Annotated in this window: 21 protein-coding genes and 1 pseudogene; 16 read left to right on the top strand and 6 right to left on the bottom strand. The window is 42.6% G+C overall.

Annotated elements, in window-relative coordinates; all coding sequences use genetic code 11:
• Nucleotides 1–277: 277 nt before the first annotated feature.
• Entirely contained in the window at nt 278–709 is a 432-nt protein-coding gene (locus G576_RS13010; RefSeq protein ID WP_051178024.1) for a hypothetical protein, read from the bottom strand.
• A 424-nt stretch (nt 710–1,133) separates the two neighbouring features.
• Here G576_RS13010 and zapJ point away from each other — a divergent pair, with 424 nt between their 5' ends.
• From zapJ to G576_RS0105805, 12 genes are all read left to right on the top strand, one after another.
• Nucleotides 1,134–1,727 carry a divisome accessory protein ZapJ gene (gene zapJ, locus G576_RS0105860; RefSeq protein ID WP_027973814.1) on the top strand — a complete coding sequence of 198 codons (594 nt, stop codon included), beginning with the start codon at nt 1,134–1,136 and terminating at the stop codon, nt 1,725–1,727.
• Between the two features lie 99 nt (nt 1,728–1,826).
• The gene (gene murC, locus G576_RS0105855; RefSeq protein WP_027973813.1) at nt 1,827–3,158 is read left to right on the top strand and encodes a UDP-N-acetylmuramate--L-alanine ligase; all 1,332 of its coding nucleotides are present in this window, start codon (nt 1,827–1,829) and stop codon (nt 3,156–3,158) included.
• Nucleotides 3,159–3,263: 105 nt separating this feature from the next.
• The gene (locus G576_RS0105850; RefSeq protein WP_027973812.1) at nt 3,264–3,764 is read left to right on the top strand and encodes a GNAT family N-acetyltransferase; all 501 of its coding nucleotides are present in this window, start codon (nt 3,264–3,266) and stop codon (nt 3,762–3,764) included.
• A gap of 155 nt (nt 3,765–3,919) precedes the next feature.
• Entirely contained in the window at nt 3,920–5,632 is a 1,713-nt protein-coding gene (gene mltG, locus G576_RS0105845) for an endolytic transglycosylase MltG (RefSeq protein WP_051178028.1), read from the top strand.
• 28 nt (nt 5,633–5,660) lie between these two features.
• Complete coding sequence (gene greA, locus G576_RS0105840; protein WP_027973810.1) at nt 5,661–6,143, top strand: transcription elongation factor GreA; 483 nt, start codon at nt 5,661–5,663, stop codon at nt 6,141–6,143.
• Between the two features lie 142 nt (nt 6,144–6,285).
• Nucleotides 6,286–6,729, top strand: a complete 444-nt coding sequence (locus tag G576_RS0105835; RefSeq protein ID WP_027973809.1) for a CopY/TcrY family copper transport repressor — start codon at nt 6,286–6,288, stop codon at nt 6,727–6,729.
• A complete protein-coding gene (locus G576_RS0105830; protein ID WP_037618638.1) occupies nt 6,722–8,956 on the top strand; it encodes a heavy metal translocating P-type ATPase in 2,235 nt (744 codons plus the stop codon). Before G576_RS0105835 ends, G576_RS0105830 begins: the two co-directional genes overlap by 8 nt.
• A 9-nt stretch (nt 8,957–8,965) precedes the next feature.
• Nucleotides 8,966–9,841, top strand: a complete 876-nt coding sequence (locus G576_RS0105825; RefSeq protein WP_027973807.1) for a cation diffusion facilitator family transporter — start codon at nt 8,966–8,968, stop codon at nt 9,839–9,841.
• 21 nt (nt 9,842–9,862) lie between these two features.
• Complete coding sequence (locus G576_RS0105820; RefSeq protein ID WP_027973806.1) at nt 9,863–10,063, top strand: heavy-metal-associated domain-containing protein; 201 nt, start codon at nt 9,863–9,865, stop codon at nt 10,061–10,063.
• A gap of 166 nt (nt 10,064–10,229) precedes the next feature.
• Nucleotides 10,230–10,841: a trimeric intracellular cation channel family protein gene (locus G576_RS0105815; protein ID WP_027973805.1), complete on the top strand. Its 612-nt coding sequence runs from the start codon at nt 10,230–10,232 to the stop codon at nt 10,839–10,841.
• Between the two features lie 113 nt (nt 10,842–10,954).
• Nucleotides 10,955–11,767 carry a Cof-type HAD-IIB family hydrolase gene (locus G576_RS0105810; RefSeq protein ID WP_027973804.1) on the top strand — a complete coding sequence of 271 codons (813 nt, stop codon included), beginning with the start codon at nt 10,955–10,957 and terminating at the stop codon, nt 11,765–11,767.
• Between the two features lie 79 nt (nt 11,768–11,846).
• On the top strand, nt 11,847–12,692 hold the full coding sequence (locus tag G576_RS0105805) for a DegV family protein (protein WP_027973803.1): 846 nt from the start codon (nt 11,847–11,849) through the stop codon (nt 12,690–12,692).
• A gap of 70 nt (nt 12,693–12,762) precedes the next feature.
• On the opposite strand, the gene G576_RS12410 is transcribed toward G576_RS0105805, so the two are convergent.
• A complete protein-coding gene (locus G576_RS12410) occupies nt 12,763–13,320 on the bottom strand; it encodes a hypothetical protein (RefSeq protein ID WP_051178021.1) in 558 nt (185 codons plus the stop codon).
• A gap of 416 nt (nt 13,321–13,736) precedes the next feature.
• Here G576_RS12410 and G576_RS0105790 point away from each other — a divergent pair, with 416 nt between their 5' ends.
• The 4 genes from G576_RS0105790 (at nt 13,737) to G576_RS0105770 (ending at nt 18,384) form a co-directional block, all read left to right on the top strand.
• The gene (locus G576_RS0105790) at nt 13,737–14,456 is read left to right on the top strand and encodes a hypothetical protein (protein WP_027973802.1); all 720 of its coding nucleotides are present in this window, start codon (nt 13,737–13,739) and stop codon (nt 14,454–14,456) included.
• Nucleotides 14,457–15,160: 704 nt separating this feature from the next.
• Nucleotides 15,161–16,078, top strand: coding sequence for a glycine--tRNA ligase subunit alpha (glyQ, locus tag G576_RS0105780; protein WP_002939388.1), 918 nt, complete (start codon nt 15,161–15,163; stop codon nt 16,076–16,078).
• Nucleotides 16,078–18,117 (top strand): glycine--tRNA ligase subunit beta, encoded by a 2,040-nt coding sequence (gene glyS / locus G576_RS0105775; protein ID WP_027973801.1) that lies wholly within the window; start codon nt 16,078–16,080, stop codon nt 18,115–18,117. The genes glyQ and glyS overlap by 1 nt, the downstream gene beginning before the upstream one ends.
• Before the next feature lie 9 nt (nt 18,118–18,126).
• Nucleotides 18,127–18,384: a DUF896 family protein gene (locus G576_RS0105770; protein ID WP_027973800.1), complete on the top strand. Its 258-nt coding sequence runs from the start codon at nt 18,127–18,129 to the stop codon at nt 18,382–18,384.
• 31 nt (nt 18,385–18,415) lie between these two features.
• Here G576_RS0105770 and G576_RS0105765 read toward each other — a convergent pair whose 3' ends face one another.
• From G576_RS0105765 to G576_RS0105750, 4 genes and pseudogenes are all read right to left on the bottom strand, one after another.
• Complete coding sequence (locus tag G576_RS0105765; protein ID WP_027973799.1) at nt 18,416–19,684, bottom strand: replication-associated recombination protein A; 1,269 nt, start codon at nt 19,682–19,684, stop codon at nt 18,416–18,418.
• Between the two features lie 10 nt (nt 19,685–19,694).
• Complete coding sequence (locus G576_RS0105760) at nt 19,695–19,928, bottom strand: hypothetical protein (protein ID WP_027973798.1); 234 nt, start codon at nt 19,926–19,928, stop codon at nt 19,695–19,697.
• Between the two features lie 374 nt (nt 19,929–20,302).
• Nucleotides 20,303–21,115 carry a Cof-type HAD-IIB family hydrolase gene (locus G576_RS0105755; RefSeq protein ID WP_027973797.1) on the bottom strand — a complete coding sequence of 271 codons (813 nt, stop codon included), beginning with the start codon at nt 21,113–21,115 and terminating at the stop codon, nt 20,303–20,305.
• An 8-nt stretch (nt 21,116–21,123) separates the two neighbouring features.
• Nucleotides 21,124–21,459: pseudogene (locus G576_RS0105750) on the bottom strand (transposase); the annotation flags it as partial.

Raw genomic sequence — 21,459 nt, 5'->3', positions numbered from 1 at the left:
AGCTAGCATAGGGTTGAAATTGCTTCTTTATAGTAATAAAGAAACAATTCAATTCACAAAAAAAGCCCTTCTAGGGCTTTTTTTGTCTCTATTTTTGAAAAATATAATTTTAAATAAAAGGGAAAACTCTTTTGGTTAAATAAGATTATCGTTGTTAACCAAATATAGCTTTTAGCCAATCAAGCATATATGGTCTAAGTAATGGGATTATGAATAGCCCTACAATTATACCTAAAATAAAGATTTGTAACATTTTTTTTGAAGGTCTTTGATTCATCTATGGACACATTCCTGAATGATCTATGACGACTCCAGGGCATGTGTATGGACCACTTTTTGGAACGACAACTTGCCTTGCGCCATTTCTTACTTGTTGTAAAATATAATTGTGAACCTTACCTAATCCCCAAGCAACCCATTCAGAAGGTGCTTTTCCTGTCGCATACTTTATTGTACCCTCTATAACCCAACCAACAACCATTCCTCCAAAAAAGATTGCTATAGCGCCTGTCGCGCTACGTTCTTCTATTTTTATTGGAGCACTTTCATTGTTAGTGATTATCTGATTTTCTATATAGCTATCAATTTCTGTAATTTCCTCACTCTTGATTTCATCTGCATTTACCGTTAAAGTAAGTAGGGGTGCGCTTGCATTGAAAAGTATAGATAATAGCGATAAAAAGGTAATTTGTTTAATGATTTTTTTCACAGTTGGTCTCCTAATGTTTGTATGTTATTTTATACAGTGGAGATGTTATATAGAAAACTGAGCCTCCTTATTTAAATTGAGTTTTCCCTATTTTTTCAGATTTATTTTACATCTGTTTGAAATAAAAATCAAATGTTTATATGCGTTAATAAGGCTGAAAGCTCGTACCCCTTTTTGGGGTGCTTATCTTGATACGAATAGAAATATTATTATTCGTGCTGAGGATTATATTTGTTCGGTACGTTATGTAGAAGATTTTTGAATTGGATGGTATGATGGCTCTCTGAATCAAACTTTACTTTTAAGACGGATTCCATGTTCGTCTTTTTACTTTTGATAAAATAGTAAATTTAGTTTATAATAGGTGTGCTACTATTGTCAGTCGGCGTTAGTATGTAAAATGACCGATTAGAAAGGTGATTCTGTGAAACGATTTCCTCTTGTGGCGGATGATGAACCAGTTGTCAGCCCGCTGAAGCAAATGGCCTTATATGATAATGAGGATTTGATTACGAACATCCATGGTGATTATCAGGATAAGGATTATCAGGATGTGACCAGAGACTATCAGTTTGTAAAGGACGTTGCAGAGGTTCAAGCAACGGCTCCAGATCGTGTAGCAACGATTGAAGCTGGTAAGTCCTACGCTTCTCAGGCGCGCCAGGAAGCTAGACGTGATGTTAAGCAGAAGCGTCAAGCGTTCCTAGCTAAGGAGTCTAAGAAATCGGTCAAACCAACTTTCAAAAAAGAAGTCAAGCAAGCGCCGACTGCTAAATTGGTGCAGGTCAAGGAAGGACTGACTGGTCTAGCGCGTGTAGCTAGTAATTTGCAGCAAGATAGCTATATTTTAGCTGAGTTACCAAGGACTTATGTGCCAGGTCAGACTGAGGATGTCCCTAAGAAGCATAAAAATTCCTACGACTTCTTGAAAAAAAGCCAAATTTATAATTACGAAGAAAACCAAAGCCGCAAGGAACATCGGGTGGCTCAAGAGCTCAATCTTAATCGCTTAGACTAATTTGACGTCTCTATTTAGAATTTTAGAAAGGGATACGTTCAGTTTGACTGGACACTGGACTTGTTTGTAGAAATCAAGTTCTTTCATATCTTACTCATCATGACAAAAAATTATCATTTTATTGGAATCAAAGGCTCAGGTATGAGCGCCCTTGCTCTTATGCTTCACCAAATGGGTCACAAGGTGCAGGGCTCAGATGTGAAAAAGTATTATTTCACGCAACGTGAACTTGAGCAGGCGGGGATTCCGATTTTGCCCTTCTCAGCTGAAAACATCACAGAAGATGTCGAATTGATTGCAGGAAACGCTTTTAAAGAAGGTAAAAATATCGAGATCGATACGGCTATCGCCAAAGGCTTGCCGTTCAAACGTTATCATGAGTTTCTTGGTAACTTTATGCGCCAATTTACTAGCATGGGGGTGGCAGGTGCCCACGGAAAAACATCAACGACTGGTCTATTGTCTCACGTTTTGAAAAACATTACGGATACTTCTTACCTGATTGGTGATGGAACAGGTTGTGGTTCTGAAAAAGCTCAGTATTTTGTCTTTGAGTCAGACGAATACGAGCGCCATTTCATGCCTTACCACCCAGAATACTCTATCATTACCAATATTGATTTTGACCACCCAGATTATTTTACTAGCGTGGACGATGTTTTCAATGCTTTTAATGACTATGCGAAGCAGGTGACTAAAGGACTTTTCCTCTACGGAGAAGACGCATACTTGCGCAAGATTACCTCTGATGCGCCAATATATTATTACGGTTTTGAAGATAATGACGACTTTATTGCTTATGATTTGGTTCGTACTACAAATGGTTCGGATTTCAAGGTCAGACATGATGGTAAAATTCTAGGGACTTTCCATGTTCCGGCTTTTGGAAAACATAATATTCTTAACGCAACAGCTGTTATTGCCAACCTTTATGTAGCTGGCTTTGATATGGCTCTAGTGGCTAATCATCTTAAATCCTTCTCTGGTGTTAAGCGTCGTTTTACTGAGAAAATCATCAATGACCAAGTGATTATTGATGACTTTGCTCACCATCCGACTGAAATTATTGCCACACTTGATGCAGCTCGTCAAAAATACCCAGATAAGGAAATTGTAGCTATTTTCCAACCTCATACCTTTACTCGGACGATCGCTCTCTTGGATGAGTTTGCAGTTGCATTGAATGAGGCTGACGCGGTTTATCTAGCTCAGATTTACGGTTCAGCTCGCGAGGTGGACAATGGTGATGTCAAGGTGGAAGATCTGGCTGCTAAAATTCATAAGCCGGCAACTGTTGTAACCGTTGAGAACGTCTCTCCGCTTCTCGATCATAACAATGCTGTTTATGTTTTCATGGGAGCTGGCGATATTCAGCTTTATGAGCGTTCTTTCGAAGAACTTTTGTCAAACCTAAGCAAAAATAACCAGTAGATTCTGGTATTGGCGAGTGATTTCACTTTATATCAGACGAAAGGGCAGGACCTAGTTCTAGCCTTTTCCTTTTAACACTAAAGAAGGGAAAAGATGACATTGACCATGCTGATTAGATATGTGATTCCTGAGGATTGGGAGGAGATTTGTCAGATCGAAGCGGGAAATTTTTCAGCTCAGGAAGCGGCGACGCCAGCAGATTTACGTAACCGTATTGAGCATCTGAGCGACACTTTTCTGGTAGCTGAAATTGCGGGTCAGGTAGCGGGGTACGTGGTAGGACCAGCGGTTTCTCAGCGTTATCTCAGCGATGACCTCTTTCACCAAGTTGTTGCCAATTCGGAGCAGGGTGGTTTTATAGCTGTGACGAGCTTGTCAGTCTCTAAAAAATTCCAAGGGCAAGGCGTTGGAACTGCCCTGCTTGCTGCCCTAAAAGACCTAGCTGTCGCTCAAAAACGAGCAGGCATTACCCTGACCTGTCATGATTATTTGATTGCTTATTATGAAGCTAATGGCTTTTCTGATGAGGGAGAATCTGAGTCCACTCACGGTGGTGCCTCTTGGTATAACTTGGTCTGGGAAAACCCATCCATTGACAAAAAATGAGAAAATGTTCAAAAAATCTCTTGGAAATAGTCGAAAAAGCCCTAAACAGTTGATTCCAAGCGCTTTTTAAGATATAATGGCGAGTGATAATATGAGGAGGGCAAAGCTTGACCGAGACGAATAAGGACAAGGATGTTCACGCAAATATTGACGGGATGAGTTTTAAGGAAAAAATCTTAGCAGACTTAGCCGCAGCCAAGCAAGAACGTCAACGTCAATACCAAGAATGGCAACAAGCAGTAAAGGCAAAAGAACATCAGCCACAAGATGTAAACACCGAGACAGAAGAAATGTCTAGGTCTGTTTCAACAAATTATGATGACTCAACGTTTGAACTTGATCAGGATGTAGCAGAACTTGAGTCTTTTTCATTGAATACTGAGCCGTCCGAGGAGGTTTCCAAGAATTTAGATTCTCAAGTTGATCAACAGTTGGTTGGTGATCCAGAGGAAGTCCGTCTGGCGCATGAAATTGAAAATTCAGAAGCAATGGACACGGTTGAAACAGAGGAAGATATTAATAGCGCAGCCCTTTCTTCCGAAAGAGAAATAAGTGACAACATAGAAGCAACCAAGGAACAGCCAAATCTTAGGGAGCTGGTTCAAAATCATGACTTGCCATCAGATGAGGAACTATCTGTGTGGCAGACACAAGCCAAAGAGTCCAACTCTAAGGAGCTGGATTATGATGATATTGAAGAAGTAGGAGTAAAAGAAATGAGCCGAGAAAGTCGCAGGAAAACGAATCGCCTTGCAGCTAAGATTTCGACCGTTTTTGTTAGTCTTTTGGTTTTAGTTATTTTAGCGGGAGGCTTTTTCACTTATCGCTATGTCACTAGCGCCATCGCACCTTTGGATAGCAAAGATAAAAACTATATTCAGGTGGAAATTCCATCTGGTTCTGGGAACAAACTGATTGGTAAGATTTTGGAGGACAATGGAGTTATTAAGGACTCCACAGTCTTTAATTTCTACACTAAATTTAAAAATTATAGCAATTTCCAAAGCGGTTATTACAACTTCCAAAAGAGCATGTCATTAGATGACATTGCCAAGTACCTGCAAGAAGGTGGCACGGCTGAACCTCAAAAGCCCGTTTTGGGGAAAATAGCAGTACCTGAAGGTTATACCCTCAAACAAATTTCTGAGTCTGTTACTTTAAATGCCAATACCGAGGAAACTACGGACAAAACTCCCTTTAAAGCAGAAGAATTTATGGCTACTGTGCAGGACGAAAGCTTTATTGCTGAAATGGTCAAGAAGTATCCCAAACTGTTGGACAGCCTACCAGAAGCTAAGGACGTGAAGTATCGGTTAGAAGGATATCTTTTCCCAGCTACTTACGATTATTATGAAGGCACCACTATTAGGGAGATTGTTGACCAAATGTTGGCGGCTATGGATAGTAATCTGTCACCTTACTATGCTAGTATCACTAACAGTGGCATGTCCGTTAATCAAGTTCTGACCATGGCTTCTTTGGTTGAAAAAGAGGGAGCTACGGATGATGATCGTGAAATGATTGCAAGTGTCTTCTACAATCGTTGGAATATCGGAATGCCTCTTCAAAGTAATATTGCTATTCTTTATGCTATGGATAAGCTTGGCGAGAAGACGACCTTGGCAGAGGATGCTGCTGTTGACACTAGCATCAATTCTCCTTATAATATTTACTTGAACACTGGTCTCATGCCAGGTCCAGTTGATAGCCCAGGGATGTCTGCCATTTTAGCAACCATCAATCCAGCTAACACTAAATACTATTACTTTGTGGCTGATGTCACAACTGGTGCTGTTTATTTTGCTGAAAGTTATGAAGAACATTCGGCAAATGTTGAAAAATATGTTAACAGCAAACTAAACAACTAAAAAGATTAAAAATAAGAAAAGAGAAAATATGGCTGAAAAAACCTACCCTATGACCCTTGCTGAAAAAGAGCAACTTGAAAAAGAATTAGAAGAACTTAAATTGGTTCGTCGTCCAGAAGTTGTTGAACGTATTAAAATTGCTCGTTCATACGGAGATCTCTCAGAGAACTCTGAGTACGATGCAGCTAAAGACGAGCAGGCTTTTATTGAAGGTCAAATCGTTACGATTGAAACTAAAATTCGTTATGCTGAAATTGTTGATAGTGATGCTATCGCTAAAGACGAAGTGGCTATCGGAAAGACTGTTGTCGTTCAAGAAATTGGTACATCTGACACGGACACTTACCATATCGTAGGTGCTGCTGGTGCGGACATCTTCTCAGGTAAAATTTCTAATGAGAGTCCAATCGCTCAAGCCCTGATCGGTAAGAAAAAAGGTGATACTGCGACTATTGAGTCACCAAATGGAAGCTACGAGGTCAAAATCGTTAGCGTTAAAAAGACAGCATAAACAACATTAGCAGAGAAATTCTAGCAAAGCTAGAATTTTCTTTTTTGAATTTGTTTACAAATGTAGATTTATCGTTTGCATTCTCCGCGAGTATGAGGTATAATATATTTACAAATGTAAATATAATTTGAAAGGAGATTGGATGTATAAGATTTCAGATTCTGAGTGGGAAGTCATGAGAGTCATCTGGGCCAAGGGTCACACTAGAAGCTCAGAGATTATTGACGTCTTGGGAGCTAGGTTTTCTTGGTCGGATTCGACGATCAAGACTCTGCTTGGTCGTTTAGTTGATAAGGGATTGGTCTCTAGTCAACGCCAAGGCAGAGCATTTGTTTATAAGGCGGAAATTTCGGAAAATCAGGCCCATCGTGACGAGATAGATAGTGTCCTTGAACGGATTTGCGTGACCGAGCATAGCGGTCTAATCGCTTATCTGATGGAGAAAATGCCTATGACTTTATCAGACATTGCCTCTTTAGAAGCTTTGCTATTGTCCAAAAAAGAAAATGCTGTGGAGAAAATAGTATGCAACTGTGTGCCGGGACAATGCCGCTGTGCTCACCATGGGGAGGGAACTTATGGCTAATGTGAAAGAAACCTTTGTAATTGATGGGATGACTTGCGCTTCCTGTGTTCTTAATGTGGAAAATGCGGTAAAAAAACTAGATGGCATTGATTCGGCTGTGGTCAATCTGACAACGGAAAAGATGTCTGTAGATTTTGATAATCAAAAAGTTTCCCAGGAGATGATAGAGCAAGCAGTCCTTGACGCTGGTTATGATGCCCACATTTTTGTGGAAGGTAAAGAACTGAGTCAGGAAGAAAGGGAGGGACAGCGCCTCTCAGGGATGAAGACAAAGTTAATTTGGTCGGCAATCTTTACTTTGCCCCTTCTTTATATTTCTATGGGCTCGATGATTGGTTTGCCTTTACCAGCATGGTTGAGCCATGAAGGAGCGCCAGCAATTTTTGCGGTCGGTCAGTTGCTTTTAACCTTGCCGGTCATGCTGATTGGTTGGTCGTTTTACAGCAATGGTTTTCGCTCGCTTGTGAAAGGCCATCCTAACATGGATAGTCTGGTGGCAGTAGCGACCAGTGCAGCTTTTTTTTACAGTCTTTATGGCACTTATCATGTGCTGGCTGGCCACCACCACTTTGCTCACGACCTTTACTATGAGTCGGTAGCGGTAATTTTGACCTTGATTACCTTAGGGAAATTTTTTGAAACCTTGTCAAAGGGTAGGACTTCTGAGGCTATCAAGAAACTGATGCATTTGTCAGCTAAAGAAGCACGTGTTTTGCGCGACGGTCGGGAGCTGACTATTCCGATTGATCAAGTGGTTCTAGGAGACCAGATTATCGTGCGTCCTGGGGAAAAGATAGCAGTGGATGGCAAGGTTATCGCGGGTAGCTCTTCGGTTGATGAATCCATGTTGACGGGAGAGTCTCTCCCTGTTGAAAAATCAACTGAAGATAGGGTTTTCGGTGGCTCGATTAATGTGCAAGGTTCTCTGACCGTTGTGGCTGAAAAGTTAGGTGATGAGACCCTTCTTGCCCAGATTATTAAATTGGTCGAAGATGCTCAGCAAACCAAGGCGCCAATCGCCAAGATTGCCGATAAGGTGTCTGGAATTTTTGTTCCAGTAGTCATGGCTCTTGCAACTCTTTCTGGTTTGGCTTGGTATTTCTTAGGTGGTGAGTCCTTTACCTTTGCTATGACGGTGGCTGTGGCGGTTCTAGTGATTGCTTGTCCTTGTGCTTTGGGGTTGGCTACACCGACTGCTATTATGGTGGGGACTGGATTGGCTGCCTCACATGGTATTCTTTTCAAGTCGGGTGATAGCCTTGAGACTAGCCACCAAGTGGACACAATCGTCTTTGACAAGACAGGTACCCTTACTGAGGGCAAGCCAGAGATGGTTTCTTTCTATACTTATGACAATAGCCAAGCTGTCTTGCAACTAGTTGCTTCATTAGAAAGCCTATCTGAGCATCCGATTAGCTCTGCTATTGTCCAAAAAGCTAAGCGGGAAAATCTAGATTTGATAGAGGTTGAAGACTTTGAGTCTTTAGCGGGCTTTGGTTTAAGAGGGCGCGTCTTAGGACACGAACTCTTGGTCGGCAATCTAGCCTTGATGGTAAAAGCGGGCATCGACTGGTTAGAGGCCAAAGCTGATTTTGAAAACTTAACAGCAGATGGTCAGACCCCAGTTTTGGCAGCAGTTGATGGTCATCTAGTGGGGCTAATGGGGATAGCCGATCAACTGAAGTCAGATGCACGCGCAGCGATTTCAAAACTTAAAAAGTTAGGGCTAGATGTTATTATGCTCACGGGTGACAATGAGGCAACCGCGCAAGCTATTGCCCAAAAGGCAGGTCTTAATCAGGTCATTAGTCAAGTCTTGCCTGACCAAAAAGCTAAGGTGATTGCTGACTTGCAAGCTCAAGGCAAGCGCGTGGCTATGGTGGGTGATGGTATCAATGATGCCCCTGCTCTCGCAACGGCGGATATTGGAATTGCCATGGGAACTGGTACAGATATCGCAATCGAATCTGCGGACATCATTCTCATGAAGCCGGAGCTGATGGATGTGACAAAGGCTTTGAAAGTTAGTCGAGTGACTCTGACAGCTATTAAGGAAAATCTTTTCTGGGCCTTTATCTACAACGTCCTAGCTATTCCAGTTGCTATGGGTATTCTTCATCTCTTTGGCGGCCCCTTGCTCAATCCAATGCTGGCAGGTCTTGCTATGAGTTTTAGCTCGGTGTCTGTTGTGGCTAATAGCCTGCGCCTAAAGATGAAAAAAATTTAGGAGGAGATTATGTCACATCATCATTCTCATCAGTCTGGGTCGAGTAAGTCTATCTTTATCGCCTTTATTGCCAATCTGGGTTTCTCCATTTTGGAATTTATCTTTGGTATTCTTTTTAATTCCAGCGCTATTTTGGCAGATAGCATTCATGATTTTGGGGATGCCTTGGCTATTGGTTTGTCCTATTATTTTGAAAAGCTGTCGCAGCGTGGCAAGGATAGTCAGTACACACTGGGTTATCTACGCTTTAGCCTTTTGGGGGCTATGATGACCTCGGTTATCTTAATTGTGGGCTCTGCTTTAGTCATCTTTGAAAATGTCAGCAAGCTATTTCATCCAGAGCCTGTCAACAGTCGAGGGATGCTGGTTTTGGGAGTTATTGCTATTGTCGTTAATCTCTTAGCTAGTCGTATGCTTGATGGGGAGCATTCTGAGCAGGAATCGGTGCTCAGCTTGCACTTTTTAGAAGATATTTTAGGCTGGGTGGCGGTTGTTCTTGTATCTATCCTTTTACAGTTCACAGATTGGAACTTTTTGGATCCTCTCTTGTCCGTGGCTATTGCGGTCTTTATCTTATCAAAAGCCCTGCCAAAATTCATCAAGAACTTGACCATCTTTTTAGAGAAACGACCGGCTAGTCTGGACTTGGAAAAGTTAGAAGCGCAGCTTTTATCTATAGAAGGTATGGAAAAAATCAATCAACTTAACGTCTGGTCCATTGATGGTCATCATCATATTGCTATGGTGCATATCCAGGTGTCAGAAGGTGTGCCTAGTCCTCTTGTGCGTGATCAGGTGCATCATCTCTTTAAGGAAAATGCGATTATCGAGTCAGCCATTGAGTGCGACAAGTCCGACTTTGAGCACCAACACCATTGTTTATAAAAGTTAGAAGGGAAAAAACAAATGAAAACATATCACATCTCAGGCATGAAATGCGACGGCTGTGTCAAAACAGTAACTGAAAAACTCTCTAAGGTTCCGGGCGTCAAGTCTGTTCAAGTAGATTTAGACAAAAAGCAAGTCACAGTCGAAGGAAAAGCTTTGAAATTCTTGCTCAAAGGGGCTTTAAAGGGAACAAAGTTTGAACTGGGAGACGAGCTTTAATTTTGAAGGAGATCGCCTAAAAATGCGATCTCTTTTTAATTTTTTGTAGGTCTTTTCTTTCTCGCCAAACAATGGTAAACTAGGAAAGCTGAAACGAAAACACTCGTGATTTGGGTGTTTAGAAAGGGATGACAAAAGAGCAAACTTGCTCTAGGTTTCTTAATTTATGGATGGTACTTTTTGGAATATTTTGAGTTTGATTGGCACAGTTGCGTTTGCTTTGTCAGGAGCTATCGTTGCAGTGGAAGAGGATTTCGACATTTTAGGAATTTTTGTTTTGGGCTTCATGACGGCCTTTGGTGGTGGTACCATCCGGAATCTCTTGATTGGACTGCCCATGTCTGCCCTTTGGAGTCAAGGGATGGGCTTTAATGCCGCCTTGATTGCCATGATTTTGCTAATTCTTATGCCTCAGTTCGTGACTCGTCACTGGGAAAAAGCAGGGCTTCTAACTGATGCCATTGGGCTTGCGGCTTTTTCCATTCAGGGAGCTATTTTTGCGGAAAAACTTGGACAGCCTCTGAGTGCCGTTATTGTGGCAGCTGTCTTGACTGGAACTGGAGGCGGTGTTGTTCGAGATTTACTGGCGGGGCGAAAACCAGGTATCTTGAGAAGTGAAATCTATGCAGGTTGGTCAATCGTGGTAGCAGTACTTATTCATTTTCATGTGGTTCAAGGTGAAATCGCCTACTACCTCTTGGTCATTGCCGTGGCAGCTCTTCGCGTCTATAGCGTCAAACGAAACTGGCATCTGCCCAAAGTCAAATGGACTAAGTAGCTCTGCCATTTTTAACAAAAAAGAAAGAGAAGAAAGATGGTGGGATTGGTAAGATTTTGCTGTACCGCTTTTTATTCTATGCTATAATAGAGTTGAATAAACGAGGTAATGCTATGATAAAACTAATTGCAATTGATATGGACGGAACTCTGTTAAATCATGACAAGAAGATTCCAGCTGATAATATTTTAGCTATTCGTAAGGCCGCAGAAGCGGGGATTAAAGTGGTGATTTGTACAGGTCGCATGCAACCCGGGGTCATTCCTTACTTTGAGCAACTGGATTTTGCCGGACATGATGAATATGCTATCTTAAACAATGGTTGCTCAGTTCATCATACTTCGGACTGGAGTTTGCAGTCTTATTCTGAGCTCTCTCATGAGGATGTAGCCTTTTTGGCAAAAGCTAGCGCAGACTACCCTGGAGTTTATCTGACCTTTGCGGATCAGAAAGGATACACGGTTTTGGAAGATAAGGTTCCAGATATCGTAGCTTACGATGCAGGGCTGGTCTTTACAGAGGCTAAACCTGTGACGCTTGAAACTGTTTTTGACCATGAACCTATTTTTCAAGCCATGTACTTGGGTGAAAAAGAAGAATTGGACCTTTTTCAAGCTGAACAAGGAGCCAAGTTATCAGAAATTTTCAGTACCGTACGCAGTCAAACCTATATCTTTGAAGCAATGCCAGCAGGTGTGACAAAAGCAAGTGCTCTAGCGAAATTAGCTGAAGAGCTGGGCTTTTTTCCAGATGAGGTCATGGCTATTGGGGATGCTGATAATGACCTTGAAATGCTAGCTTTTGCCGGTGTCAGTGTGGCAATGGGAAATGCTAGTGACAAAGTCAAAGCAATGGCAAAATTTGAAACGGCTAGTTGTGACCAAGCAGGTGTTGCCCGAGCTATCGAAGACCACGCCTTGCTGTAGCTGAGGCTGGAAAAAATTCTGGGACTATGCTATACTGAATATAGTTTGAAAATTAAAATAAATCTCTTGGAGGAGAACAATGACTTGGAAAATTGTAGCCGATTCAGGCTGTGACTTTAGAGAATTAGAAAATCTAGCAGCAGGTGCCCAGTTTGTCTCGGTTCCTCTAACCATTCAAATTGGTTCTGAGGTCTATGTGGACGATGGCGGTCTCGATATTGACCACATGATGGAAAGCATGTACGCCTCGTCTGCTGCAGCAAGTTCTGCCTGCCCAAGTCCAGATGCGTATGTTAAAGCCTTTGAAGGAGCTCAAAATATCCTAGTTTTCACCATTACAGGTGGATTATCAGGTAGCTATAATAGTGCTCGTGTAGCTAAAGAAATGTTTCTTGAGAATCATCCAAATGTTAATATTCATATTATCGATAGTTTGTCAGCTGGGGGGGAGATTGACCTCTTGGTGACTCATGCAAATACTTTGATTGGAAAAGGATTGAGCTTTGACGAAGTTGTTCTTGGGATTGCCGCTTATCAGGCAAAAACTAAATTAATTTTTGTCCTTGCAAAGGTTGATAATTTAGTCAAAAATGGTCGTCTGAGTAAGTTGCTAGGGAAAGTTGTGGGACTTCTCAATATCCGTATGGTTGGTGAAGCAAGTTCGGAAGGCAAACTAGAACTTCTTCAAAAGCCTCGTGGGCAGAAAAAGGCGGTTGCGGCAACAGTTGAGGAAATGCTAAAAGCTGGTTACCAGGGGGGGAAAGCTATTATTGCTCACCGTAGTAATGATAAAATCTGCCAGCAAGTTCGTGAAGCCATTCAGGATAAGTTTCCAGACGCAGATATCCAAGCTATTCCAACATCTGGACTCTGTTCCTTCTATGCTGAAGAAGGTGGCCTCTTGATGGGTTATGAAATTGTTTAAAAAGATCCCCAGTGGTATTTTTGATAAGAAAAGACACCTGTTCAAAAAAGCAGGTGTCAATTTTTTTTAATTATTGAGTGGCTGTTTCAGTGCTTGCAAAGCTTGTTTCAACGTAGGTGTTTTGAGTGGCAGCTTGAATAGCAGCTGAGACAGCGTCAAGTCGTTTTTGAAGCTCTGCTTTCTTACCTTCATTGGTTACGAGGTTGATAGCGTTTTGAGCAACTTCAACGTTATAGAGAACTTGGTAGCCTTCTGCATTAGCAACAGCTGTCTCGGCGGCTGTTTGATTAGCTAATTCGGTGGTAATAGCGTCAAGTCGTTTTTGAAGCTCTGCTTTTTTACCTTGGTCGGCTACGTTTGATACTTGTCCTTGGAGGCTGGTCAGTTTTTCGTTGTTTGGTGCTTTTTCCAAATCTGCAATGGCAGTTTCCAATTCAGCTAGTTGCTTTTCTTCGGGTGTTATTTCTCTTTCAGTGTTTTCTTTTGCGGTCGAAACCTGTGTAGGTTCTGATGTTTTAACTTGATAGCTACCGTAGTTACGCCCAAATACTAGGTAGAGAGCGGCTAACGCTCCCAAGACGAGCACGCTGAGAAAGAAATAAAGAAATTCGCTTTTTGATGATTTCATGAGACTTCCTTGCTATAAATAACAAAATAATACATTATATATTATATAGTAAAAACTAGAAATTTCAATGTTTTTGCTAAAATTTGAAGAATTTCTGAATATTAGTGAAATTTAGGCAGTTTTTCTGTGATTTGGAGAATATCATAAGGAAATTTAGCTCCAGAAAATCAACTTTTTACTTGACAAATCGCTTGTTATACTAGTATAACAAGGCTTGACTTTACAGCCAAGCCTTCCTAAAAAGTAAAAAAAGGGGCGAAAGATATGTGTCCGAAATGTGGAAATTATCAGGTTGTTAAAATTGGAGATAATCACTCTGGTTTAGTGTTTTCAAGTGGCAAGCAGGCTGAAACATATTATCAGTGTAAAAATTGCTATCATAAATGGATTGAACATAGATAAGTTTTGGAGGAAATATGCTAGATCAAGAGGATTTGCAACTAATCGAGAAATTTAAGGCTGAAAATTTACAAAAGAAAAACAAAATTGTTGAAGAATATCGACATTACGATATTCCAAATGGCTATAAAAATGATCGTGCTAAGGAAGCGCCGACCTATGAGCTCTACCTTATGAATAAGATTGAGTTGTCGCCGGAAGATAAGAAGGCCGTTGATGAATTAGGCGAGAAAGCAGGAAATTTTGAAAGGTTTCGGCATCTGACTAGTCAAGTAATGACCTCTGAAAAGTGGTATCAATCGGTTTATGGAATTGGATTTTTTGCACAATTTAACATGAATGAATTGAGCTGGTACCTCTACGATGCGGCTATCTTGATGAGTAAATTAGAGGGAGCAAATAGGTGGTTTCAATTTCTGGAGATTTCCGAAGTTGAGAGGCGGAAAAAAGGCAACTACTTATGGTGGATTTTAGGGTTCCTTCTGTTCTTATTTGTAGGTGAACTGCTGTCCTATGGCTTAAAGAATGCCCATATGCTTCTAATTTACATAGTATTGATGTTGGGTCTAGGATATTTTATTAAAAATAGCCAAGAACGAAAGAAAGAAGGTAGAACTATCTCATATTCAAAAAGAAAAACAGGAAGCTCAAGCCTGTATAGATTGGCATTTTCAAAAGGCAGGGGAACATCCTCTTATTCAGCAACAAGCTCAAAACAGTTCCTCCTTCTTTTTTGACACCATGCGGATATATGTTAATGAGGGACGAGCTAGAACGCTTCAAGAAGCCCTAAATCTTTTCCATCAAGAAAATCAATACAATCAACTAATGCAACAACAAGAAACAGCACTCCAGCAGACGGAACAAATCCAGAAAATGACGACCTTCAATACAGTCTATAACATATTAAAAAAATAGACAAAGCTTGATTTTTCTGCTATACTATTGACCATGAAAGAAGGTTATTTTGATGAAGCCTTAGCGAGTTCGGGAGGGTGCAAGCCGAGCGGTGGATAGAAGTAACAGGCGCTTTCGGTCACAATCAAACAATAATGAAGTAATAAATTAGGGTGGAACCGCGTTCTCAACGCCCCTATGTCTGTTGACAGGGGAAGAGAATGTGGTTCTTTTTGTCGATCTACCATAAAAAAACGGAGGATATTATGTCAAAGAAACTTACATTTCATAGTGTCAGTGGCATAGTCTCCTTTCAGTCGAATAGTCACACGCTCATCGCTAGGACGACTGAGATAGACGCTGTACTAGTTCGCCTTTCCTAGCGGTATCGGCTAGGAAAGGCGAACGTCGCAAAATCATCGTCATTTAGTTTATCTTTTATTACGTCGTTAACTCGCTTTGCCGTACTCCAGTACAGCCTGCAGCTCGTTGCCTAGTACTAAAAGTAAACCAAAAGACTTATAATTAAAGAAAGAGGAAATATATGTCAAAGAAATTAACGTTTCAAGAAATCATTTTAACCTTACAACAATTTTGGAATGAGCAGGGCTGCTTGCTCATGCAGGCCTATGATACGGAGAAGGGAGCGGGTACTATGAGCCCTTACACTTTCTTGCGTGCTATCGGTCCTGAGCCATGGAATGCGGCTTATGTGGAGCCGTCTCGTCGTCCAGCAGATGGTCGTTATGGGGAAAATCCAAACCGTTTGTATCAGCACCACCAGTTCCAAGTGGTTATGAAACCATCTCCATCTAACATCCAAGAACTTTACTTGGAATCTTTGGAGCGTTTGGGCATCAATCCCTTGGAACATGACATTCGTTTCGTTGAGGACAACTGGGAAAACCCATCAACAGGTTCAGCTGGTCTAGGCTGGGAAGTCTGGTTGGACGGTATGGAAATCACGCAGTTTACCTATTTCCAACAAGTTGGTGGTTTGGCGACAGGTCCTGTCACAGCCGAAGTAACTTATGGTTTGGAGCGTTTGGCATCCTATATCCAAGAAGTTGACTCCGTTTACGATATCGAATGGGCAGACGGCGTCAAATACGGCGAAATCTTTATTCAGCCGGAGTACGAGCATTCAAAATATTCCTTTGAAGTATCCGACCAGGATATGCTCCTTGAAAACTTTACCAAGTTTGAAAAAGAAGCAGAGCGGGCTTTGGAAGAGGGCTTGGTTCACCCAGCCTTTGACTATGTTCTCAAATGTTCTCATACCTTTAACTTGTTGGATGCCCGCGGTGCCGTGTCTGTAACCGAGCGTGCAGGCTACATTGCCCGTATCCGTAACCTTGCTCGTGTCGTTGCCAAAACCTTTGTGGCAGAGCGGAAGAAACTTGGCTTCCCACTTTTGGATGAAGCAACACGAGCAGAATTGTTGAAGGAGGACGCAGAATAATGACAAAGAATTTACTTGTTGAACTTGGCTTGGAAGAAATCCCTGCCTACATCGTAACCCCAGCCATGCACCAGTTGCGTGACCGCATGGCGACTTTTTTGACAGACAATCGCTTGGCTTTTGACAGCATTGATGTCTTTTCAACGCCACGCCGTTTGGCTGTTCGTGTCCGTGGTTTGGCGGACCAACAGACAGATCTGACGGAAGATTTCAAGGGTCCTGCTAAGAAGATTGCCTTGGATGCAGACGGAAACTTCACTAAAGCTGCAGAAGGCTTTGTCCGTGGCAAAGGCTTGACGACAGCTGACATTGAGTTCCGCGAGATCAAGGGCGAAGAGTATGTTTATGTGACCAAACACGAAGCAGGCCAGCCAGCTAAGGCTGTCTTGGCGGGCATTCCAGAGGTCTTGAAGGCTATGACCTTCCCTGTCAGCATGAACTGGGCGTCCAACAAATTCGCCTACATCCGTCCTGTCCACACCTTGACCGTTCTCTTGGACGATGAGGCACTGGATATGGATTTCTTGGACATTTCATCAGGTCGCATCAGCCGTGGTCATCGTTTCCTTGGAAATGAAACCGAGATTGCAAGTGCAGATTCTTACGAGGCAGACTTGCGTGCACAGTTTGTCATTACAGACCCCGCAGAGCGTCAAGATATGATTGTCGAGCAAATCAAGGCTATCGAGGATAAACACAATGTGACCGTTGAGATAGATGAGGACCTGCTCAATGAAGTTCTCAACCTGGTCGAGTACCCAACTGCCTTTATGGGTTCCTTTGACACCAAATACTTGGAAGTGCCAGAAGAAGTCTTGGTTACTTCTATGAAAAATCACCAACGTTACTTCGTGGTGCGGGATAAGGCTGGCAAACTCTTGCCAAACTTCATCTCCGTCCGCAACGGTAATGACCAATACCTTGACAATGTCATCAAAGGAAACGAAAAAGTTTTGGTGGCTCGTTTAGAAGACGGTGAGTTCTTCTGGCGTGAAGACCAAAAACTCAAGATTGCTGACTTGGTGGAACGCCTCAAAGTCGTGACCTTCCATGAGAAAATTGGCTCGCTTTACGAGCACATGGCACGCACAAAAGTCATCGCAGAAAAACTGGCTGACTTGGCTGGCTTGTCTGCGGACGAAAAAGCAGATGTGGCGCGTGCGGCGGACATCTACAAGTTTGACCTCTTGACAGGCATGGTCGGCGAGTTTGATGAACTGCAAGGGATTATGGGTGAGAAATATGCCCTTCTTGCAGGGGAAAAACCTGCGGTGGCAGCAGCAATCCGTGAGCACTACTTGCCAAACTCAGCAGAAGGCGAATTGCCTGAAAGCAAGGTCGGTGCGGTCTTGGCACTGGCTGACAAATTTGACACCCTCCTATCCTTCTTCTCAGTTGGCTTGATTCCTTCTGGCTCAAACGATCCTTACGCTCTTCGTCGTGCGACACAGGGGATCGTTCGAATCTTGGAAGCATTTGGTTGGGAAATTCCGTTGGATCAGTTGATTGCGGAACTCTACAGCTTGAACTTTGCCAGCTTGACTTATGACAACCAGCCAGCTGTTATGGACTTTATCCGTGCCCGCGTTGAGAAGATGATGGATAAGGCGATTCCGAAAGACATCAAAGAAGCCGTTCTTGCTGGTTCAACCTTCGTTGTTCCAGAAATGTTGGCAGCAGCGGAGAGCTTGTTTGAAGCCTCTAAAGCAGACAATTATAAGGCAGCTGTTGAAAGTCTTTCACGTGTCTTTAATTTGGCAGAAAAAGCTGACGCTAGTAGCCAAGTTGACAGCCACCTCTTTGAAAATGAGGCAGAAAAAGCACTGGCACAGGCAACTGATGACCTAGTCCTCTCAGGCACTGCAAGCGATAGAGTCGCTCAGCTATTTGCCCTAAGCCCAGTTATCGATAACTTCTTTGATAATACTATGGTCATGGTAGACAATGAGGCAGTCAAAAACAACCGTTTGGCACTTTTGGTAAACTTGACCCAAAAAGCGAGAGCTGTGGCAAAATTCAACCTTTTGAACACCAAATAGGAGGATTTGATGGAACAAGCAAAAATTGATCGTATCAACGAATTGGCACGTAAGAAAAAAACAGTCGGTCTGACTGGGGCTGAGAAAGTTGAGCAAGCTAAACTTCGTGAAGAGTATATTGAAGGCTATCGTCGTTCGGTACGCCACCATATTGCTGGCCTTAAGATCGTGGATGAAGAGGGGAATGATATCACACCTGAGAAACTCCGCCAACTCCAACGTGAAAAAGGCTTGCATGGCCGTTCGCTAGATGATCCAAATTCATAAAAAATAACTCCCTTGCAGTAAGGGAGTTTTATTATTTGGACAACTTGTCAATTCGGTCTTTGTTAGCTCCTAGAGCTCGTTCGTATTTGCCGGTTTCATTGGCTGTGAAATAGCTGGCACCAACGAGCTTGTCAGGGAGATACTGCTGCTTGACCCATTTTTCTGGATAAGCGTGGGGGTATTTATAGGCGGTAGCGTTGCCCAGTTCCTTGCTTCCTGTGTAGTGACCGTCGCGCAGATGTCTTGGGATGGGAAGGTTACCAGATTTGCGTAGGTCAGCTAGAGCAGCGTCCATGGCTAGGTAGGCTGAATTAGACTTCGGAGATAGGGCTAGGTCAATCACAATATTAGCAATAAGAATCCGTGCTTCTGGAAATCCGATTTTCTGAGCAGCCTCAAGAGCTGTTACGGTATGAATTTGAGCGTCAGGGTTAGCTAGACCGATGTCTTCATAGGCAATGACTGTCAGGCGGCGAGCTAAGCTTGGTAAATCACCCGCCTCAACTAAGCGAGCAGCGTAGTGTAAAGCTGCATCGACATCAGAACCACGGATGGCTTTTTGCAGGGCGGAGAGCACATCGTAGTGGCCGTCGCCGTTTTTATCCATAGTAATGTAGCTACGCTGGAGACTGTTTTCTACGGTGTCCAAGGTGATGTGGCGACTGCCGTTTTCAGATGCTAGGGTTGACATGACTGCCAAATCTAGGGAATTGTAGGCAGAGCGCAGGTCGCCATTGGTTGCTGTTGTGATAAAATCGAGGGCATCTTCGTCTAAGATGACTTCAAAGGTAAAACCACGCTCCTTGTCTGAAATGGCGTGCTTGATAGCAGACTTGATATCGTTGTTAGATAAGGGCTCTAGTTCGAAGATTTGTACTCGAGAGCGAATGGCTGGGGTGACGGAGAAAAAGGGGTTTTCAGTTGTCGCTCCAATCATGATGATGTTGCCATTTTCTAGGAGCGGTAACAGAAAGTCTTGTTTGGTTTTGTCCAGTCTGTGAATCTCGTCTAAAAGCAGAACCAAGCCACCTGAAAACCTTGCTTCTTCGGCGATTTCCTGCAGGCGCTTCTTGCTATCTGTTGTAGCATTGAAGGTGCGAAATGCCCACTTGGTAGTTCCTGCGATTGCGCTAGCGATTGAGGTCTTTCCAATACCGGGAGGACCGTAGAGAATCATAGACGACAGCATATTGGCATCAACCATACGGCGAATAATTTTGCCCTCACCGACTAGATGTTGCTGGCCGATAACCTCAGAAATATTGCGTGGGCGCATACGGAGCGCTAAATTATCAGGCATTATCTTCCTCCTAATCTTTGGCAAAAATCAAGGCAATAACCTTCTCCCCATTAATTTTAAAATGTTTTCTCGGTGAGGCCAAATTCTTGATAAGGAAAATGGCAGAACTGTCGTTTTCCGTGACCGACATAATCAACTTGTGCTGGTCCTGTGCTTTTTCTTTTGTAACGACTGTTTTCAGACGACTTTTTCCGAAACAAGAGCCTGAGTAATCTTTATCGCTCGAACTCTTGAACAATGCCATATGTTTATTGCTTGGGAAAACATCTTATAGTCATTTGAATCAGCTTTGAGACATCGTTACTTTGGGTTGTCGCACTCTAGTACTACCGGCACCTGAAAACTAATTCATTCGACTATAAGGACTAAAATCTAAAGTTTGACCATCTGATAGCTAGCTTCAACGGCAAAAAGTCATGCTCTGTAGCTGATTTCTATCCAGATTATGTTTTGTCAAACCCAGTCATAGGTTGGAGAGGTCTGACAGTCTAGTCAGTGTTTTGTAAATTTAGCATATCATTTTTATCGCTATCGGTCATTTGTCTGACCACTATTCCTTGTATCTTGTAAACTATGCCTTAATGCTACCAAAAAAACATAGTCTGAGGCGGCATCAATTTATAAGAAGAGTTCTTCTAATTTTCTTGCCACCCCGTCTTCGTTATTCGTCCAAGAGATTTGGTCATCGGCGAAGTCCAACAGCATGGGATTGGCGTTTTTCATAGCATATCCAGTCTTTGCTAAGGCAAGCATCTCGGTGTCATTGTGCTCGTCACCAAAGGCGATAAGTCTATCCTTATCAATGTTTAAAACCTCCAGCAGATACTTGAGAGCGTAGGCCTTGTTAATCCCTTTGGGAGAGCATTCAAGGATGTTTAGAGGTCCACCCCAAGAGTCAACCTCCATTTCTTGGGAAAAATGCTGGCGCAGCTCTTCAGCCAGGGCGTACTTATCATCAGCTCTTGTTTGAAAGAGAATGGCGTTTGGATTTTTAGTGATTTTGTCTGTTTTTAGAACCATCTTTTCGGTAATTTCTGGCACGCCAAACAGTTGAGGCTCAATAGTCTCAGGGAAATCGGTTGTGATGTAAAATTTCTTACGGTACTCACTAGCGATGAAATCAGCTTCGATCTGTTTTGCTTGTCCCAGAAGCTCCAAAAGATACTGGCGGTCGATAGTGACGCTGTGCTCATAGGCCCACTTGCTCTCTGGAATGTGCGTCAGTGACCCATTAAAGTTAATCATGGGTGTGTGGAGTCCCAGTTGATGATAGTAAGGGAGAGCAGTACGATAAGGGCGACCGGTGGAAATGATGATTTTATGCCCCTTTTCTTGAATTTTTTGGAGGGTCTCAACGGTGTAATCCGAGATAGTCTGGTCACTTCTAAGGAGCGTCCCGTCTAAATCAATAGCAATAATTTTCTTAGTCATGGAGACTATTATAGCAAAAAAACTGTCCATTGGACAGTTTCAGATTGCAGACAAACATCGTTTTGGTGTTTGTCTTTTTTACTGTTTTTAGAGAAAAATGGCTGTTTTAATGCTGAAACCACCCCATCTGGACAAAATAAAAAGGCCTTCTTGCCATCCTTTTAGCTAGTTTTTTGAGATTTAAGCACGCCAAAGTCAGTCCAATCTTATCCTCCATTTTGGACTTGCCTTTTTCCCTCGTGTAGCGCAGATTATGGTATTCCTTGGCTGTGCCAAATAGCCGTTCAATCGTCTCTTTCCGATGTTGGTAGAGCTCCTTCATCCCTCTTTGATGACGAATATCC

Origin of the sequence: Streptococcus porci DSM 23759, assembly GCF_000423765.1 — a bacterium.
GTDB lineage: Bacteria > Bacillota > Bacilli > Lactobacillales > Streptococcaceae > Streptococcus > Streptococcus porci.
This window is presented reverse-complemented; position numbering and strand designations above follow the sequence as displayed.

What these genes read in the sequence shown, in the direction of transcription:
- murC (WP_027973813.1), top strand. Translation starts at nt 1,827, where the DNA reads ATGACAAAAAATTATCATTTTATTGGAATCAAAGGCTCAGGTATGAGC.
- G576_RS0105850 (WP_027973812.1), top strand. Translation starts at nt 3,264, where the DNA reads ATGCTGATTAGATATGTGATTCCTGAGGATTGGGAGGAGATTTGTCAG.
- mltG (WP_051178028.1), top strand. Translation starts at nt 3,920, where the DNA reads ATGAGTTTTAAGGAAAAAATCTTAGCAGACTTAGCCGCAGCCAAGCAA.
- greA (WP_027973810.1), top strand. Translation starts at nt 5,661, where the DNA reads ATGGCTGAAAAAACCTACCCTATGACCCTTGCTGAAAAAGAGCAACTT.
- G576_RS0105835 (WP_027973809.1), top strand. Translation starts at nt 6,286, where the DNA reads ATGTATAAGATTTCAGATTCTGAGTGGGAAGTCATGAGAGTCATCTGG.
- G576_RS0105830 (WP_037618638.1), top strand. Translation starts at nt 6,722, where the DNA reads ATGGCTAATGTGAAAGAAACCTTTGTAATTGATGGGATGACTTGCGCT.
- G576_RS0105825 (WP_027973807.1), top strand. Translation starts at nt 8,966, where the DNA reads ATGTCACATCATCATTCTCATCAGTCTGGGTCGAGTAAGTCTATCTTT.
- G576_RS0105820 (WP_027973806.1), top strand. Translation starts at nt 9,863, where the DNA reads ATGAAAACATATCACATCTCAGGCATGAAATGCGACGGCTGTGTCAAA.
- G576_RS0105815 (WP_027973805.1), top strand. Translation starts at nt 10,230, where the DNA reads ATGGATGGTACTTTTTGGAATATTTTGAGTTTGATTGGCACAGTTGCG.
- G576_RS0105810 (WP_027973804.1), top strand. Translation starts at nt 10,955, where the DNA reads ATGATAAAACTAATTGCAATTGATATGGACGGAACTCTGTTAAATCAT.
- G576_RS0105805 (WP_027973803.1), top strand. Translation starts at nt 11,847, where the DNA reads ATGACTTGGAAAATTGTAGCCGATTCAGGCTGTGACTTTAGAGAATTA.
- G576_RS12410 (WP_051178021.1), bottom strand. Translation starts at nt 13,320, where the DNA reads ATGAAATCATCAAAAAGCGAATTTCTTTATTTCTTTCTCAGCGTGCTC.
- G576_RS0105790 (WP_027973802.1), top strand. Translation starts at nt 13,737, where the DNA reads ATGCTAGATCAAGAGGATTTGCAACTAATCGAGAAATTTAAGGCTGAA.
- glyQ (WP_002939388.1), top strand. Translation starts at nt 15,161, where the DNA reads ATGTCAAAGAAATTAACGTTTCAAGAAATCATTTTAACCTTACAACAA.
- glyS (WP_027973801.1), top strand. Translation starts at nt 16,078, where the DNA reads ATGACAAAGAATTTACTTGTTGAACTTGGCTTGGAAGAAATCCCTGCC.
- G576_RS0105770 (WP_027973800.1), top strand. Translation starts at nt 18,127, where the DNA reads ATGGAACAAGCAAAAATTGATCGTATCAACGAATTGGCACGTAAGAAA.
- G576_RS0105765 (WP_027973799.1), bottom strand. Translation starts at nt 19,684, where the DNA reads ATGCCTGATAATTTAGCGCTCCGTATGCGCCCACGCAATATTTCTGAG.
- G576_RS0105760 (WP_027973798.1), bottom strand. Translation starts at nt 19,928, where the DNA reads ATGGCATTGTTCAAGAGTTCGAGCGATAAAGATTACTCAGGCTCTTGT.
- G576_RS0105755 (WP_027973797.1), bottom strand. Translation starts at nt 21,115, where the DNA reads ATGACTAAGAAAATTATTGCTATTGATTTAGACGGGACGCTCCTTAGA.